We start from the raw sequence: 18,651 nt of genomic DNA, 5'->3' as shown, positions 1-18,651 counted from the left end.
CGCACGTCAGCCCTCGGGGCGGAACGTCGCGGACTCGACCGGCACCTGGACCTTCACCGCGCCGGAGGTGGCGAAGTGCAGCGTGAACTCGACCTTCTCGCCGACCTTGGGCTTGTGGTCGAGCTTGCCGAGCATCAGGTGCGCGCCGCCGCGGGCCAGCTTCAGCTCGCCGTTCGCGGGCACCTCCAGCTCGCCCGCGTGCTTCATCTGCGAGCCCTCGGTGGTGTGCATGGTGATGTCACCGGAGAGGGGGCTGGTGACCGAGGTGAGCCGGTCGGCCTCGCCGCCGTCGTTCTTGACGGTGAGGTACGCGGCGGCCATGTCGGTCATCGCGGGCTGCGGGAGGTAGGCACCGCTGACGGACAGGTCGGCCTTGTCGGACTTCAGGGCGTCCTTCTCCGACTGGCAGCCGGTGATCAGCAGCAGCCCCCCGGCGAGCAGGAGCGGCATGGCGGCGGCGGTGGCGACAGTGGACTTGCGCATCACGGGTTCTCCCCCTTGACGATCTTCGGGAGATCTTTGGCGTACTGGTCGGCGGTGGTTTCCGCGGTGTAGATCCAATGGGCACCGTCGTCCTTCGGCGAGAAGCCGACGACCTCGGCGCCATGGCTGACGGTGATGGAGCCGTCCTTCTCCTTCTTCGCCTTCTCCACCAGGATGCCGAGCGGCTTGGCGGCCGCCTGGATGGTGTCGAAGTCGCCGGTCAGGCCGACGATGTCCTGGCCGCCCTGGGCGTCGAGCCACTCGCGCATCCGCTTGGGGGTGTCGCGGTCGGGGTCGGTGGTGACGAAGACGATCTTCAGCTTGTCCCGGTCGGCCTGGGGCAGCTTCTTCGCGGCCGCGGCCATGTCGGAGACGACGGTCGAGCAGACGTCGGGGCAGTAGGTGTAGCCGAAGTAGAGGAGCACGGGGTGCCCCTTGGTCTCCTGGACCAGCTCGTACTTCTTGTCGGACGTGTCGGTGAGGACCAGGTCCGGCTTGGCCTTCGGGCTGTCCAGGGTGATGGCGGCGGCCTTCTTGGGGGACGCGGAGACATCGGCGACGGCCTTGTCGCCGCCGCTGTCCGAACCACCGCCACAGGCGGTGAGGGTGAGCGCGGCGGCTATCGCCAGCGCCGCACCCAGGGTCTTGGTGCGCATGGAGCTCTTCTCCAGGGGTCGGTCAGGGGTACGGGGGCGGCGCGCTGTCGGGAGCGCCGCCCCGGTGGGGCCGTGAGTCCGGTAGCGAACCTACGCAGGGCGGACGGGTCGGGTACGTCCGGGTCTGCGCGCGGTCGGGTGCTTCGTGCCCTCGCGGGCCGGGGCTCAGGCCGCGGAACGGCGGCGTCCGGCGAGCACGCCGAAGGCCACGCCCGCGACACCGACGACGATGCCGGCGATGCCGAGCGCGCGGGCCGTGGTGTCGGAGGAGCCGTCGTTCTTGTCCGCGGCGGCCTCGGCCGTCCCGCTCTTGTCGTCCTTCGTGGCTCCGCTCGCGGCGGCCTTGTCGACGAGCTTCAGCGTCGGCGCCGGGTGCTCGGCCTCCTGGCCGTTCGGCTTGGAGGGGTCGATCCAGCGGACGACCTCGTCGTCGGAGTAGGTCTGGAGTGCCTTGAAGACCAGCGCGTCGGTGTCGGTGGGCAGCTGGCCGACCGACAGCGGGAACTGCTGGAACTGGCCCGGGTCGATCTTGCCACCGCTCCAGGTGACCTTGGTGACGGCCTCGTTGACCACCCCGTCGTCCGTCTTCACCGGCTTGTCGAGCTTGGACTTCTCGACCTTGATGTCCCAGCCCGGCACGGGCTGCGGCATCACCGAGGCGAGCGGGTGCTTGGGGTCGAGGGTGAGCTCCAGCTTCACCGTCGAGGCGTTGTCCTTCTCGTTCGGCACCTTGAGGGCGATGGTGCTGTAGCCGCCCTTCTCCGCGGTGCCGGGCTGCACGCTGACGTGCGCGAAGGCGGGCCCGGCGAGCAGCAGGACGCCACCGGCGGTGAGGCCGGCGAGGACGGGGAGGCGCAGGCGAGAGGTCTTGACGTTCATGGGAACACTCCACAGGCAGGAGGGGACAAAAGGGGAGTACGGCACGCGCGCGGTCACGGTGCGACGACTCTCCCGCCTGAAATGCCGGAATTTTTCCCGGGGGTGACGGAATCCGCGCATGCCGGACAGAGGACTGCCGGAATGCCGGATCGCTGGAGCGCGTCGCGTCGTCAGGCCGCGAGGGCGAAGCGCGGCGGTCCCCGCCTGATCACGAAGTGCTGGAGCGCCGGTTCGGCCGCCGGGCGCTCATGGTCGCCGTACGCGCCCCGGACGGGCGCCGCCGGGCGGGCGGCGTCCCGGTCCCACAGCGCGCGCACGAGCGTGAACGCGGCGCGCAGCGCCCGTACGAGCGCCGCCTCCGCGACCCCGCGCGCGGAGCGCTCCGAGAGCCCGACCACCCGCCACAGCGCGACCTCGCCGCGCCGCAGCAGCCAGCCGAGCGCGAGGGCCGCCAGCAGGTGGCCGAGCAGCATCGGCAGCGAGGGCAGCAGGGCGTGCAGCGTGGACTGCGGCTCCATGGGCATGCGTTGCGGCATGGCCATCCGCGCGGGGTGCACGGCCGGGTCGAGCCCGGCGTCCGTGATGACGCGGCGCGCCTCGGCGGCCGACATCGGGTGCGGCTGGTTGCAGATCAGGCGGGCGGCGAAATTGATCACCCGGCCCTCGGAGCCCGCCTGCCGGGTCGCCGTACCGGCGCCCCGCTGGCCGAGCCCGAAGAGCGCGTGCAGCGCGAGCTGCCCGGCGGCCAGCGCGGCCGCGATGCCCGGCAGCGAACGTTCGCGTCCCGCCAGCGGCGCGACCAGCGCGAACACCACCACGAAGCCCGCGCCCAGCGTCCACAGCGGCACGCTCGCGCAGGAAGCCAGCACATGCCCGCCCGCGGACAGCAGTACACAGGCCGCGGTGAACACCGCGGCCCGGAACAGTCGCAGATCGGCGCCGGCGCGCGCGACGGGATGAGGCATGACCGCGCCATCATCCCATCGGACTTACTCCTCCCCTACGGCAGGGGGCGCTCACAGGGGGCGCATGGGCGCACGCGGGTTCGAGCGCCATACACCGATGCACCCGCCGGGCGCGTCGTCCGAATGAGCGGTCTCACACATCCGACAGGCTTACGGGTCGATGGTGGTGGCTATACGTATCGGTATATCGAGCCGCGGCCAGGAGGCTGAGCATGAGCATTTGGTGGTCACTCCATCTGCGGCGCGAGGCCGCGAGCGTTCCGCTCGCCCGGAGACTGCTGGTCGGCACGATGGAAACGGCCGGCGTCGATCCCGACATCTCCTACGACCTGTCGGTGGCGCTCAGCGAGGCGTGTGCGAACGCGGTCGAGCACGGCGGCGACTCCTCCACCGGATATCTGGTGACGGCCTTCATCGACGGCGACACCTGCCGGATCGAGGTCACCGACTCCGGGCCGGGCTTCCCGGAGCAGCCACGCCGCCACGACCGTCGCCGCCCGCGCACCGCCCAACAGGCCCCGCAGCCCGCGGCCCCCGCCCATGACGAACACGGCAGGGGCCTCTTCCTTATCGAGTCCCTGACCGACCACGTCCGGGTCCGCAATCGCCCGGGCCACCCGGGCGCGGTCGTCAGTTTCGACAAGATCCTCAAGTGGAGAGAGGACGCGGCTCTGCTCAGGGCCTCGTGAGCGCCGGGTTCCCCTCGTGTGGGCCCTGCCCACAGGCGCGTGCCGGTAGGAGCTCCTAGCGTGGCAATACCGGCAATTCACGCGTCCAGGAGAGGCCCATGCCCAGCCCCACGCGCACGCTCAAGGACAAGGTCGTCGTCATCGGTGGCGCCTCCCGGAATCTCGGCGGCCTCATCGCCAGGGAAGTCGGCAAGGACGGCGCCAAGGTCGTCGTCCACTACAACAGGCCGTCCTCGAAGGAGGCGGCCGAGAAGACCGCGGCCGACGTCGAGAAGGCGGGCGGCGAAGCGGTCGTCCACGAGGCCGACCTGACCAAGGTGGCCGAGGTCGAGGGACTCTTCGAGGTCGCCGAGGGCGCTTTCGGCAGGATCGACTGCATGGTGAACACCGCCGGCATGGTGATCAAGAAGCCGATGACGGAGGTCACGGAGGAGGAGTACGACCGCATGTTCGCGGTCAACTCCAAGGCGGCCTACTTCATGATGCGCGAGGCCGCCAAGCGGCTCCAGGACGGCGGGAAGATCGTCACCATCGTGACCTCGCTGCTCGCCGCGTACACCGGCCTGTACTCGGTCTACGCGGGCAGCAAGGCACCGGTCGAGCACTTCACGCGGGCGCTGTCGAAGGAGCTCTTCGGGCGGAACATCTCGGTCAACAACATCGCCCCCGGGCCGATGGACACCGGCTTCTTCTACCCGGCCGAGACGGACGACTCCATCGCGTACCACAAGTCCTCGGCGATGAACGGTGACCTGACCAAGATCGAGGACATCGTGCCGTACGTGAAGTTCCTGCTCACGGACGGCTGGTGGCTGAACGGCCAGACGCTCTTCATCAACGGCGGCTACACGACGCGCTGAGACGGCCGGGGCGGACCGGTTCCCCGGTCCGCCCCGGCGCCCGAAAGGGCGGACTAGAGGGCCTTCAGGCCCGCCATCCAGGTCTCGACGTCGGCGGACGTCCGCGGCAGGCCCGCGGAGAGGTTCTCGTTGCCGTCCGCCGTGACGAGGATGTCGTCCTCGATCCGGACACCGATGCCGCGGTACTCCTCCGGCACGGTCGTGTCGTCGGCCTGGAAGTAGAGGCCGGGCTCGACCGTCAGCACCATGCCGGGCTCCAGCACGCCGTCCACGTACGTCTCCGTACGGGCCACCGCGCAGTCGTGCACGTCCAGGCCGAGCATGTGCCCGGTGCCGTGCAGCGTCCAGCGGCGCTGGAGGCCGAGCTCCAGGACGCGCTCGACCGGGCCCTCGACCAGGCCCCACTCGACGAGCTTCTCGGCGAGCACCCGCTGGGCGGCGTCGTGGAAGTCGCGGTACTTCGCGCCCGGCCGCACCGCCGCGATGCCGGCCTCCTGGGCCTCGTACACCGCGTCGTAGATCTTGCGCTGGAGCGCGGTGTACGTGCCGTTGACCGGCAGCGTGCGGGTCACGTCGGCGGTGTAGAGCGTGTGGGTCTCCACCCCCGCGTCCAGGAGCAGCAGCTCGCCGGAGCGGACCGGGCCGTCGTTGCGCACCCAGTGGAGGGTGGTGGCGTGCGGGCCGGCGGCGCAGATGGAGCCGTAGCCGATGTCGTTGCCCTCGACGCGGGCGCGCAGGAAGAACGTTCCCTCGATGAAGCGCTCCGACGTGGCCTCTGCCTTGTCGAGGACCTTCACGACGTCCTCGAAGCCGCGCACGGTGGAGTCGACGGCCTTCCGCAGCTCGCCGATCTCGAAGGCGTCCTTCACGAGCCGCTGCTCGCTGATGAAGACGCGCAGCTCCTCGTCCCGCTCGGCGGTGACCTTGTCGGTGAGGGCTTCCTCGATCACGGCGTCGTGGCCGCGCACGGCGCGGACGGGGCCGGTGGCCGCGCGCAGCGCGTCGGCGAGGTCGCGCACGTCCGCGCACGGCAGGCCGTAGAGGCGCTCGGCCTCGGTGAGGCTGTGGCGGCGCCCGACCCACAGCTCGCCCATGCCGTCGAGCCAGAACTCGCCGTTCTCACGGTTGGAGCGGGGGAGCAGGTAGAGCGTGGCCTCGTGGCCCTCGGCCCCGGCCGGCTCCAGGACGAGCACGCCGTCCTGGGTCTGGTCGCCGGTGAGGTACACGTACTCCGTGGACGCGCGGAAGCTGTACTCCGTGTCGTTGGAGCGGGTCTTCAGATTGCCGGCGGGGATCACCAGGCGCTCGCCGGGGAAGCGGGCGGAGAGCTCGGCACGGCGCCGGGCGGTGTCCGGGGCCTGGGCGATCGGCTCGAGGTCACGGAGCTCGGTGTCGGCCCAGCCGGACTTCATGTTCTCGGCAAGCTCGTCGGACACGGCCGGGTACAGACCGTTCTTCCGCTGCTTGATGGGCTCGTCACCCTCGGGGTTCTCGGGCGCGGGCTGCTGCTCGGTCACTGCTCTCCTCCTCGGACGGGGCGTTTCCATCGTATGTGCGAGGAAAAGTGAGGGAGAAGGTCAGCGGCGAAGGTTTGAACGGGAAAGCGCGCGGAAGGCAGGTCGCCGACCGGGACAATCACGTACGGAACAAGATCATTCGAAGTGCGCGGCCAGCAGGACGACGTCCTCCCTGCTGTCGCTCCCGTCCGCCGCCCGGTCGGCGTCATCGGAGTCGTCCGGGGCGGGGAGCATGGTCCGCAGTACGTGCTCCGCGATCGCGTCCGGGTCGCGCAGCGCGGCCCGCGGGACGCTCGCCGCCGCCGAGCGCAGCCGGGCGAACGCCCGGTCCATCGTGTCGCCGGTGCGGTGCAGGAGGCCGTCGCTGTAGAACAGCAGCGTCTCGCCGGGAGCGGGCTCGATCTCGACGCTCGGCGCCTCCCAGCAGGCGAGCATGCCGAGCGGTGCGGACAGGGAGGTCTCGACGTACTCCACGCGGTGCTCGCCGATGATCAGTGGCGGGCAGTGCCCGGCACCGGCCAGCACGACCTTGCTGCCCCGGCTCGCCGGACGGTCGGTCCCGGCGGGCTCGCAGTAGGCGAAGAGCGCGGTGGCGGCGCGCGCGGGCTCGGTCAGCCGCAGCAGGAGTTCGAGGTCGGAGAGCACGGCGACCGGATCCTCGCCCTCCATCACGGCGTACGCCCGCAGGGAGGCCCGCAGCCGGCCCATCGCGGCGACGGCGCTGGGCCCGGAACCCGTCACTCCGCCGACTGCCAGGCCGAGCGCGCCCTCGGGCAGCGGCAGCGCGTCGTACCAGTCGCCCCCGCCGCGCGGGCCCGACCGGTGGCGCACGGCCAGCCGGACCCCGGCGATCCGGGGCAGCCTGCTGGGGAGCAGCTCCTCGCGGAGGGTGGCCACGGTGTCCCGGGCCGCGGCCAGTTCGAGATGGCGGGCGAGGTGCTCGGTGGCGTAGTCGCGGTAGAGGCCGATCAGGTGCCGCTGGCGCCCGCTGGGCTCGGCGGGCTCGTCGTAGAGCCAGACGGCCGCGCCGATGCGGCCCGCGGCCTCGGACTCCAGGGGGAGGGCGTAGCTGGCGCCGTAGCCGAGGCGGGCCGCGACCTCGCGGTGGCGGGGGGTGAGGCCCTCCTCGGCGGCGATGTCCGGGTGGGTGACGCCGGCGCGGGAACCGGCCGGCGGAAGGTCGTCGAAGAGGCGGCCGTAGGAGTCGGCGCCGGGGGCGTGCCCTTCGCGCCGGGCGGGGGTGTGGTGCGGGATGGTCTCGAGGTGGCCGAGGTCGGCGCGGCCGAGCCCGAGTCCGACGGTGGTCGGGCGGTCCTGGCCGGGCCGGAGGGTGACCAGGCCGCGGCCGGCGCCGACGAGCGAGGACCCGGCGCGCAGCACCTCGTGCAGGGCCGCGTCGAGGGTGGCGGTGCGCGCGAGCCGTTCGGTGAGCTCCTGGAGGGTGACCAGGTCGGAGATCCAGCCCGCGAGCCGGTCCTGCACGAGGGCGTTGGGCGCCGGGAGGGACAGGCCGTCCGGGTCGGCCGGGCCGTGGGGGTCGGCGGGGGCGGCGGGGCCGTCCGGTCCGGAGGGGTCCGGGGTGGCGGGATCGCCGGGAAGGGCGGCGGAGGAGGGGGAAGGAGTCTGCGAGGGAGCGGGAAGCGGAGGGTTGATTCCAGCCACTTTCGGCAGATGTGGGGTCGTCATGGCCGTCTGCCTGGGGCGGGCCGCGCGGCGATGCGGTGGCCCGGGCTCCGGAAAGCCGCGCGCGGCATCTCGTCGAACCCTCTTGACCAGCTGGTTGGCCTGTGCTTTTTCGTCAATAGCATCGCAAACCCCCTGTCGTGTTGCGCGCTATCAGTGCTCCACATGTACACGCCTGAGTAAGCCGATGTCCAGCATTGGACCGGTGGGATTGGTGGTGTCTATGGGGTTTCGAAGTTGGCCGGAAAATGGTCCCGGGGGCATGGATTTGAGGTCGACTGGCGTTGCTCGACAGCGCGTCATATCCACCCCGGTGGGTACGTACTCGGAGAAGGGCAGGGGCAGTTGGGGTCGCCCCGGAACCCCGCGGCGGACCCGAGCGTCTTCCCCGGCAAGGCCGCGCCCGCCCCCGAGGGCGTGGGGAACCTGTTGCCGCGGACGAGGGGTGCTCAAGGCTCGGCACAAAGCGCCATGGGCGCGCCACCCCCCGCCAGGTTTCACGCTCCGCCCGTGGCGTGATGCGCTGCGTTGTAGATGCAGTGACTTTTGATCCACGTGGTGTGCCGGCCTCGAAAGGGCCACGGCGTGTTGAGCAGCGCGTGAGGTCGGAGCCGTAGTGCCATGGAAGCCGGTCGCGGCCCGACGCAGTGCCACCGCAATGCCACGCAGTCCGTACGGCCCAGGCAGTCCGGCAGCTCCTCGCAGTGCCAGGCAAGTTCACGCAGTACCGATGATTCGGTCAGTTCACGCAGTTCAGGCAGTTTCACGCAGTGCGATACGACCCTTGTCTCCGACAAGGGCCCCAACTTCGGCGTTCACGGAAAGGAACGAGCGCTCATGCGCGAGATCCTCGGAAGGCGACGCAAGCTCTCGCTACGGCGGAGCGGCCGCTCCGCGGTGCTCACCGCGGCCCTGGCCTATGCCACGGAGTGGCAGTGGCCCGTGCTCCCTGGTGTGGGGCTGCGGTCCGGCGGCGGCCGCGAGCGCGAATGCGCCTGCCCGCACCCCGACTGCGCCGCCCCCGGCGCCCACCCGTTCGACCCCGGCCTGCTCGCGGCGACGACGGACGCCCGGATGGTCCGCTGGTGGTGGACGAACCGCCCCGACGCCCCCGTCGTGCTCGCCACAGGCGGGCGCGCGCCGTGCGCCGTGAGCCTGCCGGCCGTCGCGGGCGCCCGCGCGCTGGTGGCCTTCGACCGCGCGGGCGTGCGCCTCGGGCCCGTGGTCGCCACCCCCAGCCGCTGGGCGCTGCTGGTCGCGCCCTACTCCCTGGAGGTCCTCGGCGAGCTGCTCCATGAGCAGGACTGGGTGCCCGGTTCGCTGCGCTTCCACGGTGAGGGCGGCTATGTGGCGCTGCCGCCGTCGCCCACGGGGGCCGGCCGGGTGCGCTGGGAGCGGGCGCCGCAGCCCGCGGGTCCCACCGGTGGCACGGCCCGTACGCTCCGGGCGGACCGGGGGCGTGCGGCGGTGCCCGCGCGCCCATGGCTGCCGGACATCTCCACCGTCGTCGACGTCCTCGTCGCCGAGAGCGCGGGCACGCCCGGGGGCGGCAGCAAACTCGCCTACTGACCGGCCTCACAGGCCGCGGACGGAGCGAGGAGCGGCCGCCCTTCAAGGGGCCGCCGGTACGGGAAGCGGAGAGCGCGTACGGACGGGAGACGCACGCGCTCTCACTCGTAAGGGTGTAAGCCGCTCCGAGAAGTGCGGTTACCGCCGCGCGGCCGCCCGGGAGGGGCCGTCCTGCCCGCTATGTTCTGGTGAGGGCCTGCGCCGGATGTTCTGCCGGGCGCCGTCGGCCCGGCGGGGTGTGGGAAGCCGTCCCCGCGTCTTCAGCGTTCGCGGCGAGTTGCAGGTGATCCTTATGGAGCGTCGGTCCGGTGTGCCCGGAGAAGCCAGTGCGTCCCGGCAGCAGGGGGCCGGTCTTCGGATGATCGCGCTCGCCGGCGTGGTCGCCCTGGCGATCGTGCTGCCGCTGGCCGCCGCCACGGCGGGCCCGGCGGGAACGGCGAGCCCGGAGAAGGACCGCGGCCGGACCGGGAACGGCCCCGAGGGCGAGCGGGCGCGGACCGCGGCGCCGCTCACGGCCGTGGCCGGCGCCCCTGACGCCCGGGAGCCGGGGCCGGAGCCGGCGCCCGCACCGGCGGCCGACGAGAGCGAGGGCTCCGACGGGAAGGGCTCCGGCGAGGACGGCGTGCGGGACTCCACGCGCTGCGGCCCCGAACTCGCGGCGCCCGAAGGAGTGGAGGCGCAGACCTGCGTCCTGCGGCAGGGGACCGACACCTGGGCGCGCACGTACTACCGCAACGCCACAGGCGGGCCGCTGACGGCCGTACTCACCCTCATGGACCCGACGGGCCGGACGGTCGAGGTGCAGTGCCAGATGGGGCCCTCGGACGACCCTGACGGGTGCGAGACGCCGCACGGCCGGACCGTGCGTGATCCGCGGCAGCGCGACGCGTACTCGGCGGTGGCGGAGATCGCCGGAGCCGACGGGCGGATGCTGCTGCGGTCGGGCAGCAACTCGGCGGGCGGCGGGGCGGATTAGGGCCGGTCCGGGGGCCGGGGCCGCGCACTCGGGTCCCCGGCGGCCGTGGCGGCCGGCGCGTGGGCGGGGCTACTCGCGGGACCTGCGGCGGGATTCGCGGCGCCGGGCGCGCGCGGGCATGGAAACGCCCGGTCGCTGGCGACGGGGGATGCACCAGCGACCGGGCTCCTAGAACGGTAACAAGAGATCGGCCGTTCGCAAATTCGATCGCGGATTTCCGGACGTGTATTTCCGGGCAGACAGCGGGAGTTGTGACAGGAGTCACGTAAATGGCGCCGCCGACGCACCGGAATCAACCACTCCGCCGCCCGCGACGGCTTCCGTGCGGTCGATGTGTCGACCAGAGGGTGGACGGATGCGCGGAGGGGGCGCGGACGGATGACGGACCGGCGCACGCTCGTTGTCGGCGTGCCGGTGGTGCGCTCGCGTCTGCGGGCCCGGTGCCGTCGGCGGCGGGCCGCCCCGGAACGGCCGGACGGGCCCGGCCGCAGGAGCGTTCCGCGGCCGGGCCCGTCCGTGAGAGGCCGGAGCCCGGTCAGTTCAAGGTGATCTGACGGTTGGTGAGGCCGCCGCGGGCGCGCCGCTCCTCGGCCGTCAGCGGCGCGTCGTCGGCGAGCGCCGCGGCCAGCCGCTCCGCGAACGCGGCGGCCGGCTTCTCGACGTCCTCCGCGCGTACCGCGGTCGGCAGGTCCCACACCGGCACGGTCAGGCCGTGCGCGCGGAACGAGCCCACCAGGCGGGTGCCCTCGCCCAGGGAGGACGTGCCCGCGGCGTGCAGCCGGGCCAGCGCGTCCAGCAGCTTCTCCTCCGGGTGGGTCATGACCCAGCGCAGGTGGTTCTTCTCCGGGGTCTCGCACCAGTAGGCGGCGTCGACGCCGGACAGCCGGACCGTCGGGATGGCGGCGGCGTTGGCGCGGTCCAGGGAGGCCGCGACCTCACCGGTCGCGCTCTCGGCGTTCTCGACCCAGAAGTCGAAGCCCTTGTGCACGACGGGCTCGAACGGCGCCGCCGTCTCCAGCAGGTCCTGGAGGCGCGGCCCGTCCGTACCGGTGCGCTCGGCGGCCACGGGACTGCCGGGAGGTGCCGTCAGGGCGCGCTGGAGCGTGTGGGCGAGGTCGCGGCTCAGGTCGCCGGACGCGGTGTCGTTCTGGAGGCCCAGCAGGACGGCGCCGTTGTCCCGGCGGAGCGCGGGCCAGGCCATGGGCAGCACGGTGGCCAGCGTCACCGACGGCACGCCCTCCGGCAGGCCGTCCCTGAGGGTGAGCTCCACGGTCGCGGCGGGTACGAGCTCGCGCAGCGCGACCCAGTCGGCCTCGCCCGGCAGCCCCTCGAAGGGGCGTTGGACGAGCTCGGCCACCGCGTGCGCGGCCTCGCGGCCGTGGCACGCCTTGTAGCGCCGGCCCGACCCGCACGGGCAGGGCTCACGGGCACCGACGACGGGGATCGGACCGTCGACGGCCGACGGCGTGGCGGCCTTGGTCTGGGGGCGGCGCTTCTTGGCCATGGTGAGCGGGTCTCCCGTTGGGGTGCGGATATGTGCGGCGAGCCTAGCGGCAGGCCGTGCCGCGGGGCCGCCGCGCGCCGTGTCCCCGCCGGACGGGCGCGTCCGGCGCGGTACGCGTGGCTCCAGGGCCCCGGAGCGCGGGGCTCCGCGGGGCTCCGCCCGGAAGCGGCACGGCCGCGCATGGCGGAGCCGGAGGGCGGGGCGAGGCCCGCGGGATGCGACGGCGGTGTCGCGGCCGGGCGGCGTGCGACGACGGTGTCGCGGCCGGGCGGCGGAAGAGTCGCCGACGGTCTGGAGAAGTCGCCGACGGTCTGGGGACGAGCCGTCGCCGGTGCTGCGCATGAGCCGACGCCAGGGCGGAGCAACCAGGCCGTCGCCGCCAGGCCGGAGCAGCCAAGCCGGAACCGCCAGGCCGGGGAGGAAGGAGGACCGTACGCCGACGGCGCCCATGGGAAGGCGGCCAGTGTGGTGATGGGGTGCCGTGGATCCGCGGACTTCTGACGTCCGCTCCGCGGGGCACACCGGCCGTGCGCAGGCGCTTCCGAGCGCGCCCGCTCGTGACGATCGCGCTGGTCTACGCGCGTCGCATCGTCGTCATGTCAGCTCGTCGATATCCGTGAACGCCATCTCGGGTGCCAGCTCCATCCGCGTCGTGAAGCTGTCACGCGCCGACAGCCGGGCCCATACGGTCACCTCGCCACAGGCGTCCCGTACGCCCCAGTCCTGGGAGAGGGCGCTGATGATGTTCAGGCCGCGGCCCCCGCGCGCGGTCACCGAAGGTGTGGCCGGAAGTGGCCGGGTCGGGCCTCCCCCGTCCGTGACCTCGACCGTGAGCCGGCCGTGCGCGTCGAGTCTCCAGGCGGCACGTATCCCCCCGTCCTTCTCCCCGTCTCTGTCGCCGTTCTCCGGACTCAGCGGGCGCCCGTGCCGGTACGCGTTGCTGAGCAGCTCCGAAAGGATCAATACAGCGTCGTCGATGACCGAATCCGTTACCCCGCTGATGCGCAGATCCTCACGCATCCGGTGTCTTGCCTGGCCCACACCGGTTGGACCATGGGGTACGGCCATGATCGACGACGTGGGCACCTCCTGTGCCACCACCAACGCCACCCCCGAGACCTCCTTTGCCCCACGTCAGGGGATGGATGCCCCAATGGACTGGACCGGAAACCGGCCATCCCGGAGACGGTGGGGCACTCGGAGGGGTCGAACACGCACCGAACGCGCCGGTGCACTCCATGTAATGGAGCTACGGTCGGCCGAGCTGCGAAAGCACCTGTCTGGGCCGGTTCGTGATGATCGCGTCCACTCCCGCGCGGACACACAGTTCGACGTCGGCCGGGTCGTTCACCGTCCACACGTGGACCCGGTGTCCGGCGCGGTGCACCCGCGCCACGTAGCCGGGGTCCTTCCGTACGATCCGGATGCTCGGCCCCGCGATCCGTACGCCCGCGGGCAGCCGGCCGTCGCGGTGGCGCGGGGAGACGAACTGCATCAGATAGACGGTCGGGATGCTCGGGGCGCCCGCCTGCACGCGGTGCAGGGAGCGTGCCGAGAAGCTCATCACGCGCACCGGTGAGGGCTCGCCCGCGGGCGGCTCGGTGAGGCCGAAGCGGTCCAGCAGGTCGAGCAGCTTCGCCTCGACCTGGCCCGCCCAGCGGGTCGGGTGCTTGGTCTCGATGGCCAGCTCGACGCGGCGTCCGGCGTCGACGACGAGTTCGAGGAGCCGCTCCAGGGTGAGGACGGAGGTGGCGTCCAGGTCGGGCTCCTCGTCGTCCGTGGCCATGCCCTTCCACGAACCGAAGTCGAGGGTCGAGAGATCGGCCAGTTCGAGGGAGGAGACCGCGCCGCGGCCGTTGGACGTGCGGTTGACGCGGCGGTCGTGGACGCAGACCAGATGCCCGTCGGCGGTGAGGCGCACATCGCACTCCAGCGCGTCGGCACCGTCCTCGATCGCTTTGCGGTAGGCGGACAGGGTGTGTTCCGGAGCGTCCTCGGACGCTCCGCGGTGGGCGATGACGGCGAGCGGGTGGCGCTCGGGGCGGAGGTCCCGGGCCGGGTGCGCATAGGTCACCGCGTTATGGTGCCACCGCCTGGCACAATCGCGCATGCGCACCGTTTGCCTTGTTTGCCCCGGAGTAAAGGGCGACAGGTCCGGTCACAGGCTCCGCTTACGGTGGTCTGACGTGTCATGGGAAAAGCTGGCAGCAGACCGGATCCATGGCATGAGCACAGGGGCGTGCCCGTAGCCAAGGCCGGGCCCCGCGCATGACACTGATGTGCACCTGACGATGCACGTGATGAGGAGAGAGCTGTGAGCACCGAGAACGAGGGCGCTGCCGTTCCGCCTGCGCCCGGCCCGGGTACGACGCCTGCGGCGTCGGCGGCCGAGCCGGAGCGCCCCGTTCCATCCGTACCGCCGGTGCCGAGTGCTCCGCCTGCGGCCGGTGAGGGTGCGGCTCCTTCCGCTCCGGCTTCCGCTCCCTCGGCTCCTTCCGCTCCCGCTGACGCGCCCGCTCCGGCGGAGACGGCGCAGCTTCCCGCGGTCGGTGCGGGTGAGGAGAGCGCTCCCGCTCCCGCCGAGGCCGCCGCGCCTCAGCAGCAGACCGCCGCCTTCGCGCAGGCCGGTGCGCAGGGCGCGGCGCCCGGTCAGCACCAGCCCGGCGCGCAGGGCGGCTGGTACGGCGGTGGGCCCGGCCCGCAGCAGCTGTACGGCGGCGCGCCCGCGGCCCCCGGCGGCCCGACGGGCGTGTGGGGCGCGCCGGGTGCCTACCCCCCGCCGCGCAAGCGCGCGGGCGGCCTCGTCGCCGCCGTCCTGGCGGCGGCCCTCGTCGCGGGTGGCGTCGGCGGCGGCATCGGCTTCTGGGCGGCGGACCGCAACAGCGGCGAGTCGTCGACGACGCTCACCGCGTCCGGCGACCCGAAGACGGAGAGCCGTACGCCCGGTTCCGTGGCGGACATCGCGAGCAAGGCGCTGCCCAGCGTCGTCACCATCGAGGCGCAGAGCGGCGGCGGCGAGGGTGGCACGGGCACCGGCTTCGTCTACGACAAGCAGGGCCACATCCTGACGAACAACCACGTCGTCGCGTCGGCGGCGCAGGGTGGCGGCAAGCTGACGGCGACGTTCTCCAACGGCAAGCAGTACGACGCCGAGGTGGTCGGCCGCGCGCAGGGTTACGACGTGGCCGTCATCAAGCTGAAGGACCCGGCCGGGGCGGCCCTCAACCCCATCCCGCTCGGCGACTCCGACAAGACGGCGGTCGGTGACGCGACGATCGCGATCGGCGCGCCCTTCGGCCTGTCCGGCACGGTCACCACCGGCATCGTGAGCGCGAAGAAGCGGCCGGTCGCCTCCAGCGACGGCGGCGGCACGGGCAACGCCTCGTACATGAGCGCCCTCCAGACCGACGCGTCGATCAACCCGGGCAACTCCGGTGGCCCGCTGCTCAACGCCCAGGGCGCGGTCATCGGCATCAACTCCGCCATCCAGTCCGCCAACAGCGGCGGCGGCTTCGGCGGCGGCCAGCAGCAGGCGGGCAGCATCGGCCTCGGCTTCGCGATCCCGATCAAGCAGGCCAAGTATGTCGCCGACCAGCTGATCAAGACCGGCAAGCCGGTCTACCCGGTCATCTCGGCCACCCTGAACACGCGGGAGTCCGGCAACGGCGCCAAGATCGCCTCCGGCGGCGACGGCAGCGCCCCGGCCGTCACCCCGGGCGGCCCGGCCGACAAGGCGGGCCTGAAGGCCGGCGACGTGATCACCAAGCTCGACGACACGGCGATCGACAGCGGCGCCACCCTGATCAGCGAGATCTGGACCCACCGCCCCGGCGACAAGGTCACGGTCACCTACACCCGCGACGGCAAGCAGGCGACGACGGAGATCACCCTGGGCCAGCGCGAGGGCGACCGGAACTGACATCCCACGGCCATCCCACGGCCAACCGGCCCTGCACGCACCAAATGAGCAGACGGTAGGCTGTACCCGCTCCGCAGCAGGTGGGCGGGTGCGGGGAGGCTTGCCCGAGCGGCCTAAGGGAACGGTCTTGAAAACCGTCGTGGCAGCGATGTCACCGAGGGTTCAAATCCCTCAGCCTCCGCGTTTGTGGCCGTGCGGCCAGGTGGAAGGGGCGCCCCTGATTCGGGGGCGCCCCTTCGTCGTTGAGTTTCGACTCAGCTCAGCAGAGTGCCGGCGGCGCGGCGTGTGCCGTCGGCCGTATGCTGACGCCGCCCGGCGACAGATCGGTGAGCACTTATGGCGAACGCGTACGAAAAGATCGCGGACGAGCTCAGTGAGGCCATTCGTTCAGGTCGGCTTGTGCCGGGGGAGCGGCTGCCGTCGGAGGCGGCGCTCGCCGAGCGGTACGGACGGAGCGTTCCGACCATCCGGGACGCGCTCCGGCTTCTGCGGTCCGAGGGGCTGATCGAGAAGCAGCAGGGCCGCGGCAACTTCGTTCGTAAGACGCGTACGGCTGTGCTGTGCAGCAACCTCCGGTATCAGTGGGAGAAGGACCGCGCCCGCCGACCGGAATCGGAGCGGGCCGCGACCGGGGCGACGGAGCATGACACCGGCCTCGAGGTGCGCGATCTCGTTTTCCGTACGGCCTACCGTGAGGTCAAGGCGGCCAAGGAGATCGCGGATGCTTTCGGGGTGCCGGAGGGCACGGCCCTGATCGAGCGCACGTACCGGACGCGGTACGCCGCCGAGCGTGCGCCCTTCGCGCTGGTGACCTCTTATCTCGTGCGCGACACGGTGGCGGGGAATCCAGCTCTTCTGGACGTCGCCAACGAGCCCTGGCCCGGGGGCACTCAGAACCAGCTGTACACGGTCGGGATCGAACTGGCCCGCATCGAGGAGCGCGTCACCGCCCGCCCGCCGACCCCGGAAGAGGCGGACGAGCTGGAGCTGGAGCCCGGTACCGCGGTGATTCTGCTCCGGAAGACCTCGTACGACGCCGATGGCCGCGTCGTGGAGCTGTCGGACATCACACTGCCAGGCGACCGTACGGAGATAACGTTCGTTACTCCCTTGGAAATGTGGTGAGTGGCGGGAGTGTGGCGGCGGCGACTTCCGGCTGGGCCAGCTGATTTCACGCATGACCGTAGTGGATGGCGCGGAGCGCCAGGAGCGGGTGGCCCTCCGGCACCCGTTCCGCGGAAGCGGAACCGCCCCCGTACGGCGACCGGGGCATCTTCGGCAGAAGTCCAATATTTCGGTGGCTGCTCAGGTGTGGCCGCTGCTGGTCAAGCCGGCCACCTTGGGCCTGGTGGTTCCGTTCGCCCTGCACGAAGTCGGCATACGCCGTCGTCCTCGAACGCATCTGTTGTGAACAGGCCAGCCCCGTAAGGGATTTCGGGGCGGGCCTTGTCATCCGGATTGCTCCCGGATCACTTCCAGAAGACGCCCTTGCCCAGGGTGAAGGGCTCGCCCCAGTATTCGGCCGAGGTGACCTTCACCGAGGACGAGGGGGCCAGGGCCACCGCGCAGCCCTGGGCGGTCTTGCCGCCGGTGAAACCGCTCGGGAGTGCGTCGCTCTTGCACTTGTCGAAATCGCCGATGACCATGAGGTCCTGGGCTTCGGTGCCGTCGGGCAGGTGGCCCTTCATGTGGTTCACGGCGCTGTAGGACAGGTCGGTCGTGCCGGCGTTCGTGACCGAATAGCGGATGTAGTAAGGGACCTTGCCCTTCACCTGGTCGCCGAGGTTCAGCGAGGCGAGGTCGGCCGGGTCGCCCTGGTCGATCGAGGTGACGGCCAGGGAGATCTCGCCCTTTGTCGAGCCGTAGGTGAAGGGGATCTTCGCCGCCTGCCCGAGCTTGAGGTTGTCCCCGGACTTCGCGTCCGATCCGCTTCCGCCCGCGCTGCCCGTACCCGCGCTCGACGTGCCCGGCCCGGCCGTCGAGGCCGCGCCGGTGGGGGCGCCGGGCTTGGCGGCGGGAGCGGACGAAGCCGATGAGGCGGGCTGGGCGGGCTTTTCGTCGGGACCGCAGCCGGTCAGGGCGAGCGCCCCGACGGCGACGAGTCCGCTCAGTCTCCGCGCGGCCTTGACGGTGTCGACACCGTTCATCACGTGATTCCCCCGTGGATATGGATCAATGAATGGAGAGGGGGACCGTACCGGTATTCGCCAATGGACGGTTGGCGCAAAAGCGACCTCTCATCAGGCATTGCTTCTTTTTGTGTCCGAGATCACCTGCCAGGTGTTGGATTTACGGCACGGATGGGTGACAAGGCGCGCTTTTTGATGGCCATCGGGCTGGAATCCGTATGAGCCGGGCAGAGTGGCCATGACACCCAGGCGTTGGGCTCCGTCGTGCGTGGCCCCGTGGGGGGCGCCCCGCTGGTCCGGGCCGGCTCCGGCCTTTGAAGGATCTGGCCAGGGTCGCCCCGGTTGCTCGGCGTGTACAAATGGGGGCGTGACGGTCTTCTTCTGCTCGAAGTGCGGAGCCGAGCTGACGCCCGAATTGCGGGTGCTGCCGCGCGTTCCTGATGCGCACATGGACGACAGGGGTCGTGACCATAAGACCTCGCTGGCTCCTTCGACGGTGCCTCGGGGGTGCTATGCGGTCGACCCCGAGCCCTGGGCCTCTCCTTTCGAGTCGGCCAGCGGAGGCGAGCCGGTTTCCTTAGGGCTCCGGAATTCCGTGGTCGTGCATCCTGACGACGTGCGGGATTTGCGGGTGGCCGCGCCGTCCAGCGCGCACTGGGGCTGTTGCGGGCCGCGGGGCACGGACGGGCGCAACATGGTTTGCGGCTGCGGGACGCTCGTCGCCACCCTCGTCGCCGACTGCATGGGGCCGCATGAGCTGCGGCTCGACCCGGTGCGTGTGTACGCGTACCCGACGGACCATCAGTTGGCGGGAATGTGACC

The 18,651-nt window shown here is 71.7% G+C and carries 17 protein-coding genes and 1 tRNA gene; 8 read left to right on the top strand and 10 right to left on the bottom strand.

Annotation, left to right across the window (positions count from 1 at the left end; all coding sequences use genetic code 11):
* Positions 1-6 precede the first annotated feature (6 nt).
* The 4 genes from ACH427_RS20550 to ACH427_RS20535 all read right to left on the bottom strand — a co-directional run bounded on the left by ACH427_RS20550 (position 7) and on the right by ACH427_RS20535 (position 2,983).
* The gene (locus ACH427_RS20550; RefSeq protein ID WP_398871003.1) at positions 7-483 is read right to left on the bottom strand and encodes a copper chaperone PCu(A)C; all 477 of its coding nucleotides are present in this window, start codon (positions 481-483) and stop codon (positions 7-9) included.
* A complete protein-coding gene (locus ACH427_RS20545) occupies positions 483-1,139 on the bottom strand; it encodes an SCO family protein (RefSeq protein WP_398871001.1) in 657 nt (218 codons plus the stop codon). The genes ACH427_RS20550 and ACH427_RS20545 overlap by 1 nt, the downstream gene beginning before the upstream one ends.
* Before the next feature lie 165 nt (positions 1,140-1,304).
* On the bottom strand, positions 1,305-2,018 hold the full coding sequence (locus ACH427_RS20540; RefSeq protein ID WP_398870999.1) for a YcnI family protein: 714 nt from the start codon (positions 2,016-2,018) through the stop codon (positions 1,305-1,307).
* A gap of 170 nt (positions 2,019-2,188) precedes the next feature.
* Positions 2,189-2,983 (bottom strand): hypothetical protein, encoded by a 795-nt coding sequence (locus ACH427_RS20535; protein ID WP_398870997.1) that lies wholly within the window; start codon positions 2,981-2,983, stop codon positions 2,189-2,191.
* 212 nt (positions 2,984-3,195) lie between these two features.
* Here ACH427_RS20535 and ACH427_RS20530 point away from each other — a divergent pair, with 212 nt between their 5' ends.
* Both ACH427_RS20530 and ACH427_RS20525 read left to right on the top strand, forming a co-directional pair.
* Positions 3,196-3,672: an ATP-binding protein gene (locus ACH427_RS20530; RefSeq protein ID WP_398870995.1), complete on the top strand. Its 477-nt coding sequence runs from the start codon at positions 3,196-3,198 to the stop codon at positions 3,670-3,672.
* 98 nt (positions 3,673-3,770) lie between these two features.
* Positions 3,771-4,532, top strand: coding sequence for an SDR family oxidoreductase (locus ACH427_RS20525; RefSeq protein ID WP_398870993.1), 762 nt, complete (start codon positions 3,771-3,773; stop codon positions 4,530-4,532).
* Between the two features lie 53 nt (positions 4,533-4,585).
* Here ACH427_RS20525 and ACH427_RS20520 read toward each other — a convergent pair whose 3' ends face one another.
* Complete coding sequence (locus ACH427_RS20520) at positions 4,586-6,049, bottom strand: aminopeptidase P family protein (RefSeq protein ID WP_398870991.1); 1,464 nt, start codon at positions 6,047-6,049, stop codon at positions 4,586-4,588.
* 135 nt (positions 6,050-6,184) lie between these two features.
* Entirely contained in the window at positions 6,185-7,735 is a 1,551-nt protein-coding gene (locus tag ACH427_RS20515) for a SpoIIE family protein phosphatase (RefSeq protein WP_398870989.1), read from the bottom strand.
* 834 nt (positions 7,736-8,569) lie between these two features.
* Here ACH427_RS20515 and ACH427_RS20510 point away from each other — a divergent pair.
* Both ACH427_RS20510 and ACH427_RS20505 read left to right on the top strand, forming a co-directional pair.
* Complete coding sequence (locus tag ACH427_RS20510) at positions 8,570-9,301, top strand: bifunctional DNA primase/polymerase (RefSeq protein ID WP_398870987.1); 732 nt, start codon at positions 8,570-8,572, stop codon at positions 9,299-9,301.
* Positions 9,302-9,659: 358 nt separating this feature from the next.
* Positions 9,660-10,277: a hypothetical protein gene (locus ACH427_RS20505; protein ID WP_398870985.1), complete on the top strand. Its 618-nt coding sequence runs from the start codon at positions 9,660-9,662 to the stop codon at positions 10,275-10,277.
* Between the two features lie 535 nt (positions 10,278-10,812).
* On the opposite strand, the gene ACH427_RS20500 is transcribed toward ACH427_RS20505, so the two are convergent.
* From ACH427_RS20500 to ACH427_RS20490, 3 genes are all read right to left on the bottom strand, one after another.
* Positions 10,813-11,781: a DUF5926 family protein gene (locus ACH427_RS20500; protein WP_398870983.1), complete on the bottom strand. Its 969-nt coding sequence runs from the start codon at positions 11,779-11,781 to the stop codon at positions 10,813-10,815.
* 594 nt (positions 11,782-12,375) lie between these two features.
* Positions 12,376-12,849 (bottom strand): ATP-binding protein, encoded by a 474-nt coding sequence (locus ACH427_RS20495; protein WP_398871126.1) that lies wholly within the window; start codon positions 12,847-12,849, stop codon positions 12,376-12,378.
* 181 nt (positions 12,850-13,030) lie between these two features.
* On the bottom strand, positions 13,031-13,855 hold the full coding sequence (locus tag ACH427_RS20490; protein ID WP_398870981.1) for a glycerophosphodiester phosphodiesterase: 825 nt from the start codon (positions 13,853-13,855) through the stop codon (positions 13,031-13,033).
* 240 nt (positions 13,856-14,095) lie between these two features.
* Here ACH427_RS20490 and ACH427_RS20485 point away from each other — a divergent pair, with 240 nt between their 5' ends.
* From ACH427_RS20485 to ACH427_RS20475, 3 genes are all read left to right on the top strand, one after another.
* On the top strand, positions 14,096-15,700 hold the full coding sequence (locus tag ACH427_RS20485) for a S1C family serine protease (RefSeq protein WP_398870979.1): 1,605 nt from the start codon (positions 14,096-14,098) through the stop codon (positions 15,698-15,700).
* Between the two features lie 94 nt (positions 15,701-15,794).
* Positions 15,795-15,881, top strand: a tRNA-Ser gene (locus ACH427_RS20480).
* Positions 15,882-16,036: 155 nt separating this feature from the next.
* Positions 16,037-16,825 carry a GntR family transcriptional regulator gene (locus ACH427_RS20475; RefSeq protein WP_398870977.1) on the top strand — a complete coding sequence of 263 codons (789 nt, stop codon included), beginning with the start codon at positions 16,037-16,039 and terminating at the stop codon, positions 16,823-16,825.
* A gap of 344 nt (positions 16,826-17,169) precedes the next feature.
* Here ACH427_RS20475 and ACH427_RS20470 read toward each other — a convergent pair whose 3' ends face one another.
* Positions 17,170-17,847, bottom strand: coding sequence for a hypothetical protein (locus ACH427_RS20470; RefSeq protein ID WP_398870975.1), 678 nt, complete (start codon positions 17,845-17,847; stop codon positions 17,170-17,172).
* 349 nt (positions 17,848-18,196) lie between these two features.
* Here ACH427_RS20470 and ACH427_RS20465 point away from each other — a divergent pair, with 349 nt between their 5' ends.
* Positions 18,197-18,649: a hypothetical protein gene (locus tag ACH427_RS20465; RefSeq protein WP_398870973.1), complete on the top strand. Its 453-nt coding sequence runs from the start codon at positions 18,197-18,199 to the stop codon at positions 18,647-18,649.
* The last annotated feature ends 2 nt before the right edge of the window (positions 18,650-18,651 follow it).

Origin of the sequence: Streptomyces sp. NPDC020379 (assembly GCF_044387105.1) — a bacterium.
Taxonomy (GTDB): domain Bacteria; phylum Actinomycetota; class Actinomycetes; order Streptomycetales; family Streptomycetaceae; genus Streptomyces.
The sequence above is the reverse complement of the archived record's forward strand: the minus strand, read 5'-3'. Positions and strand labels throughout refer to the sequence as shown.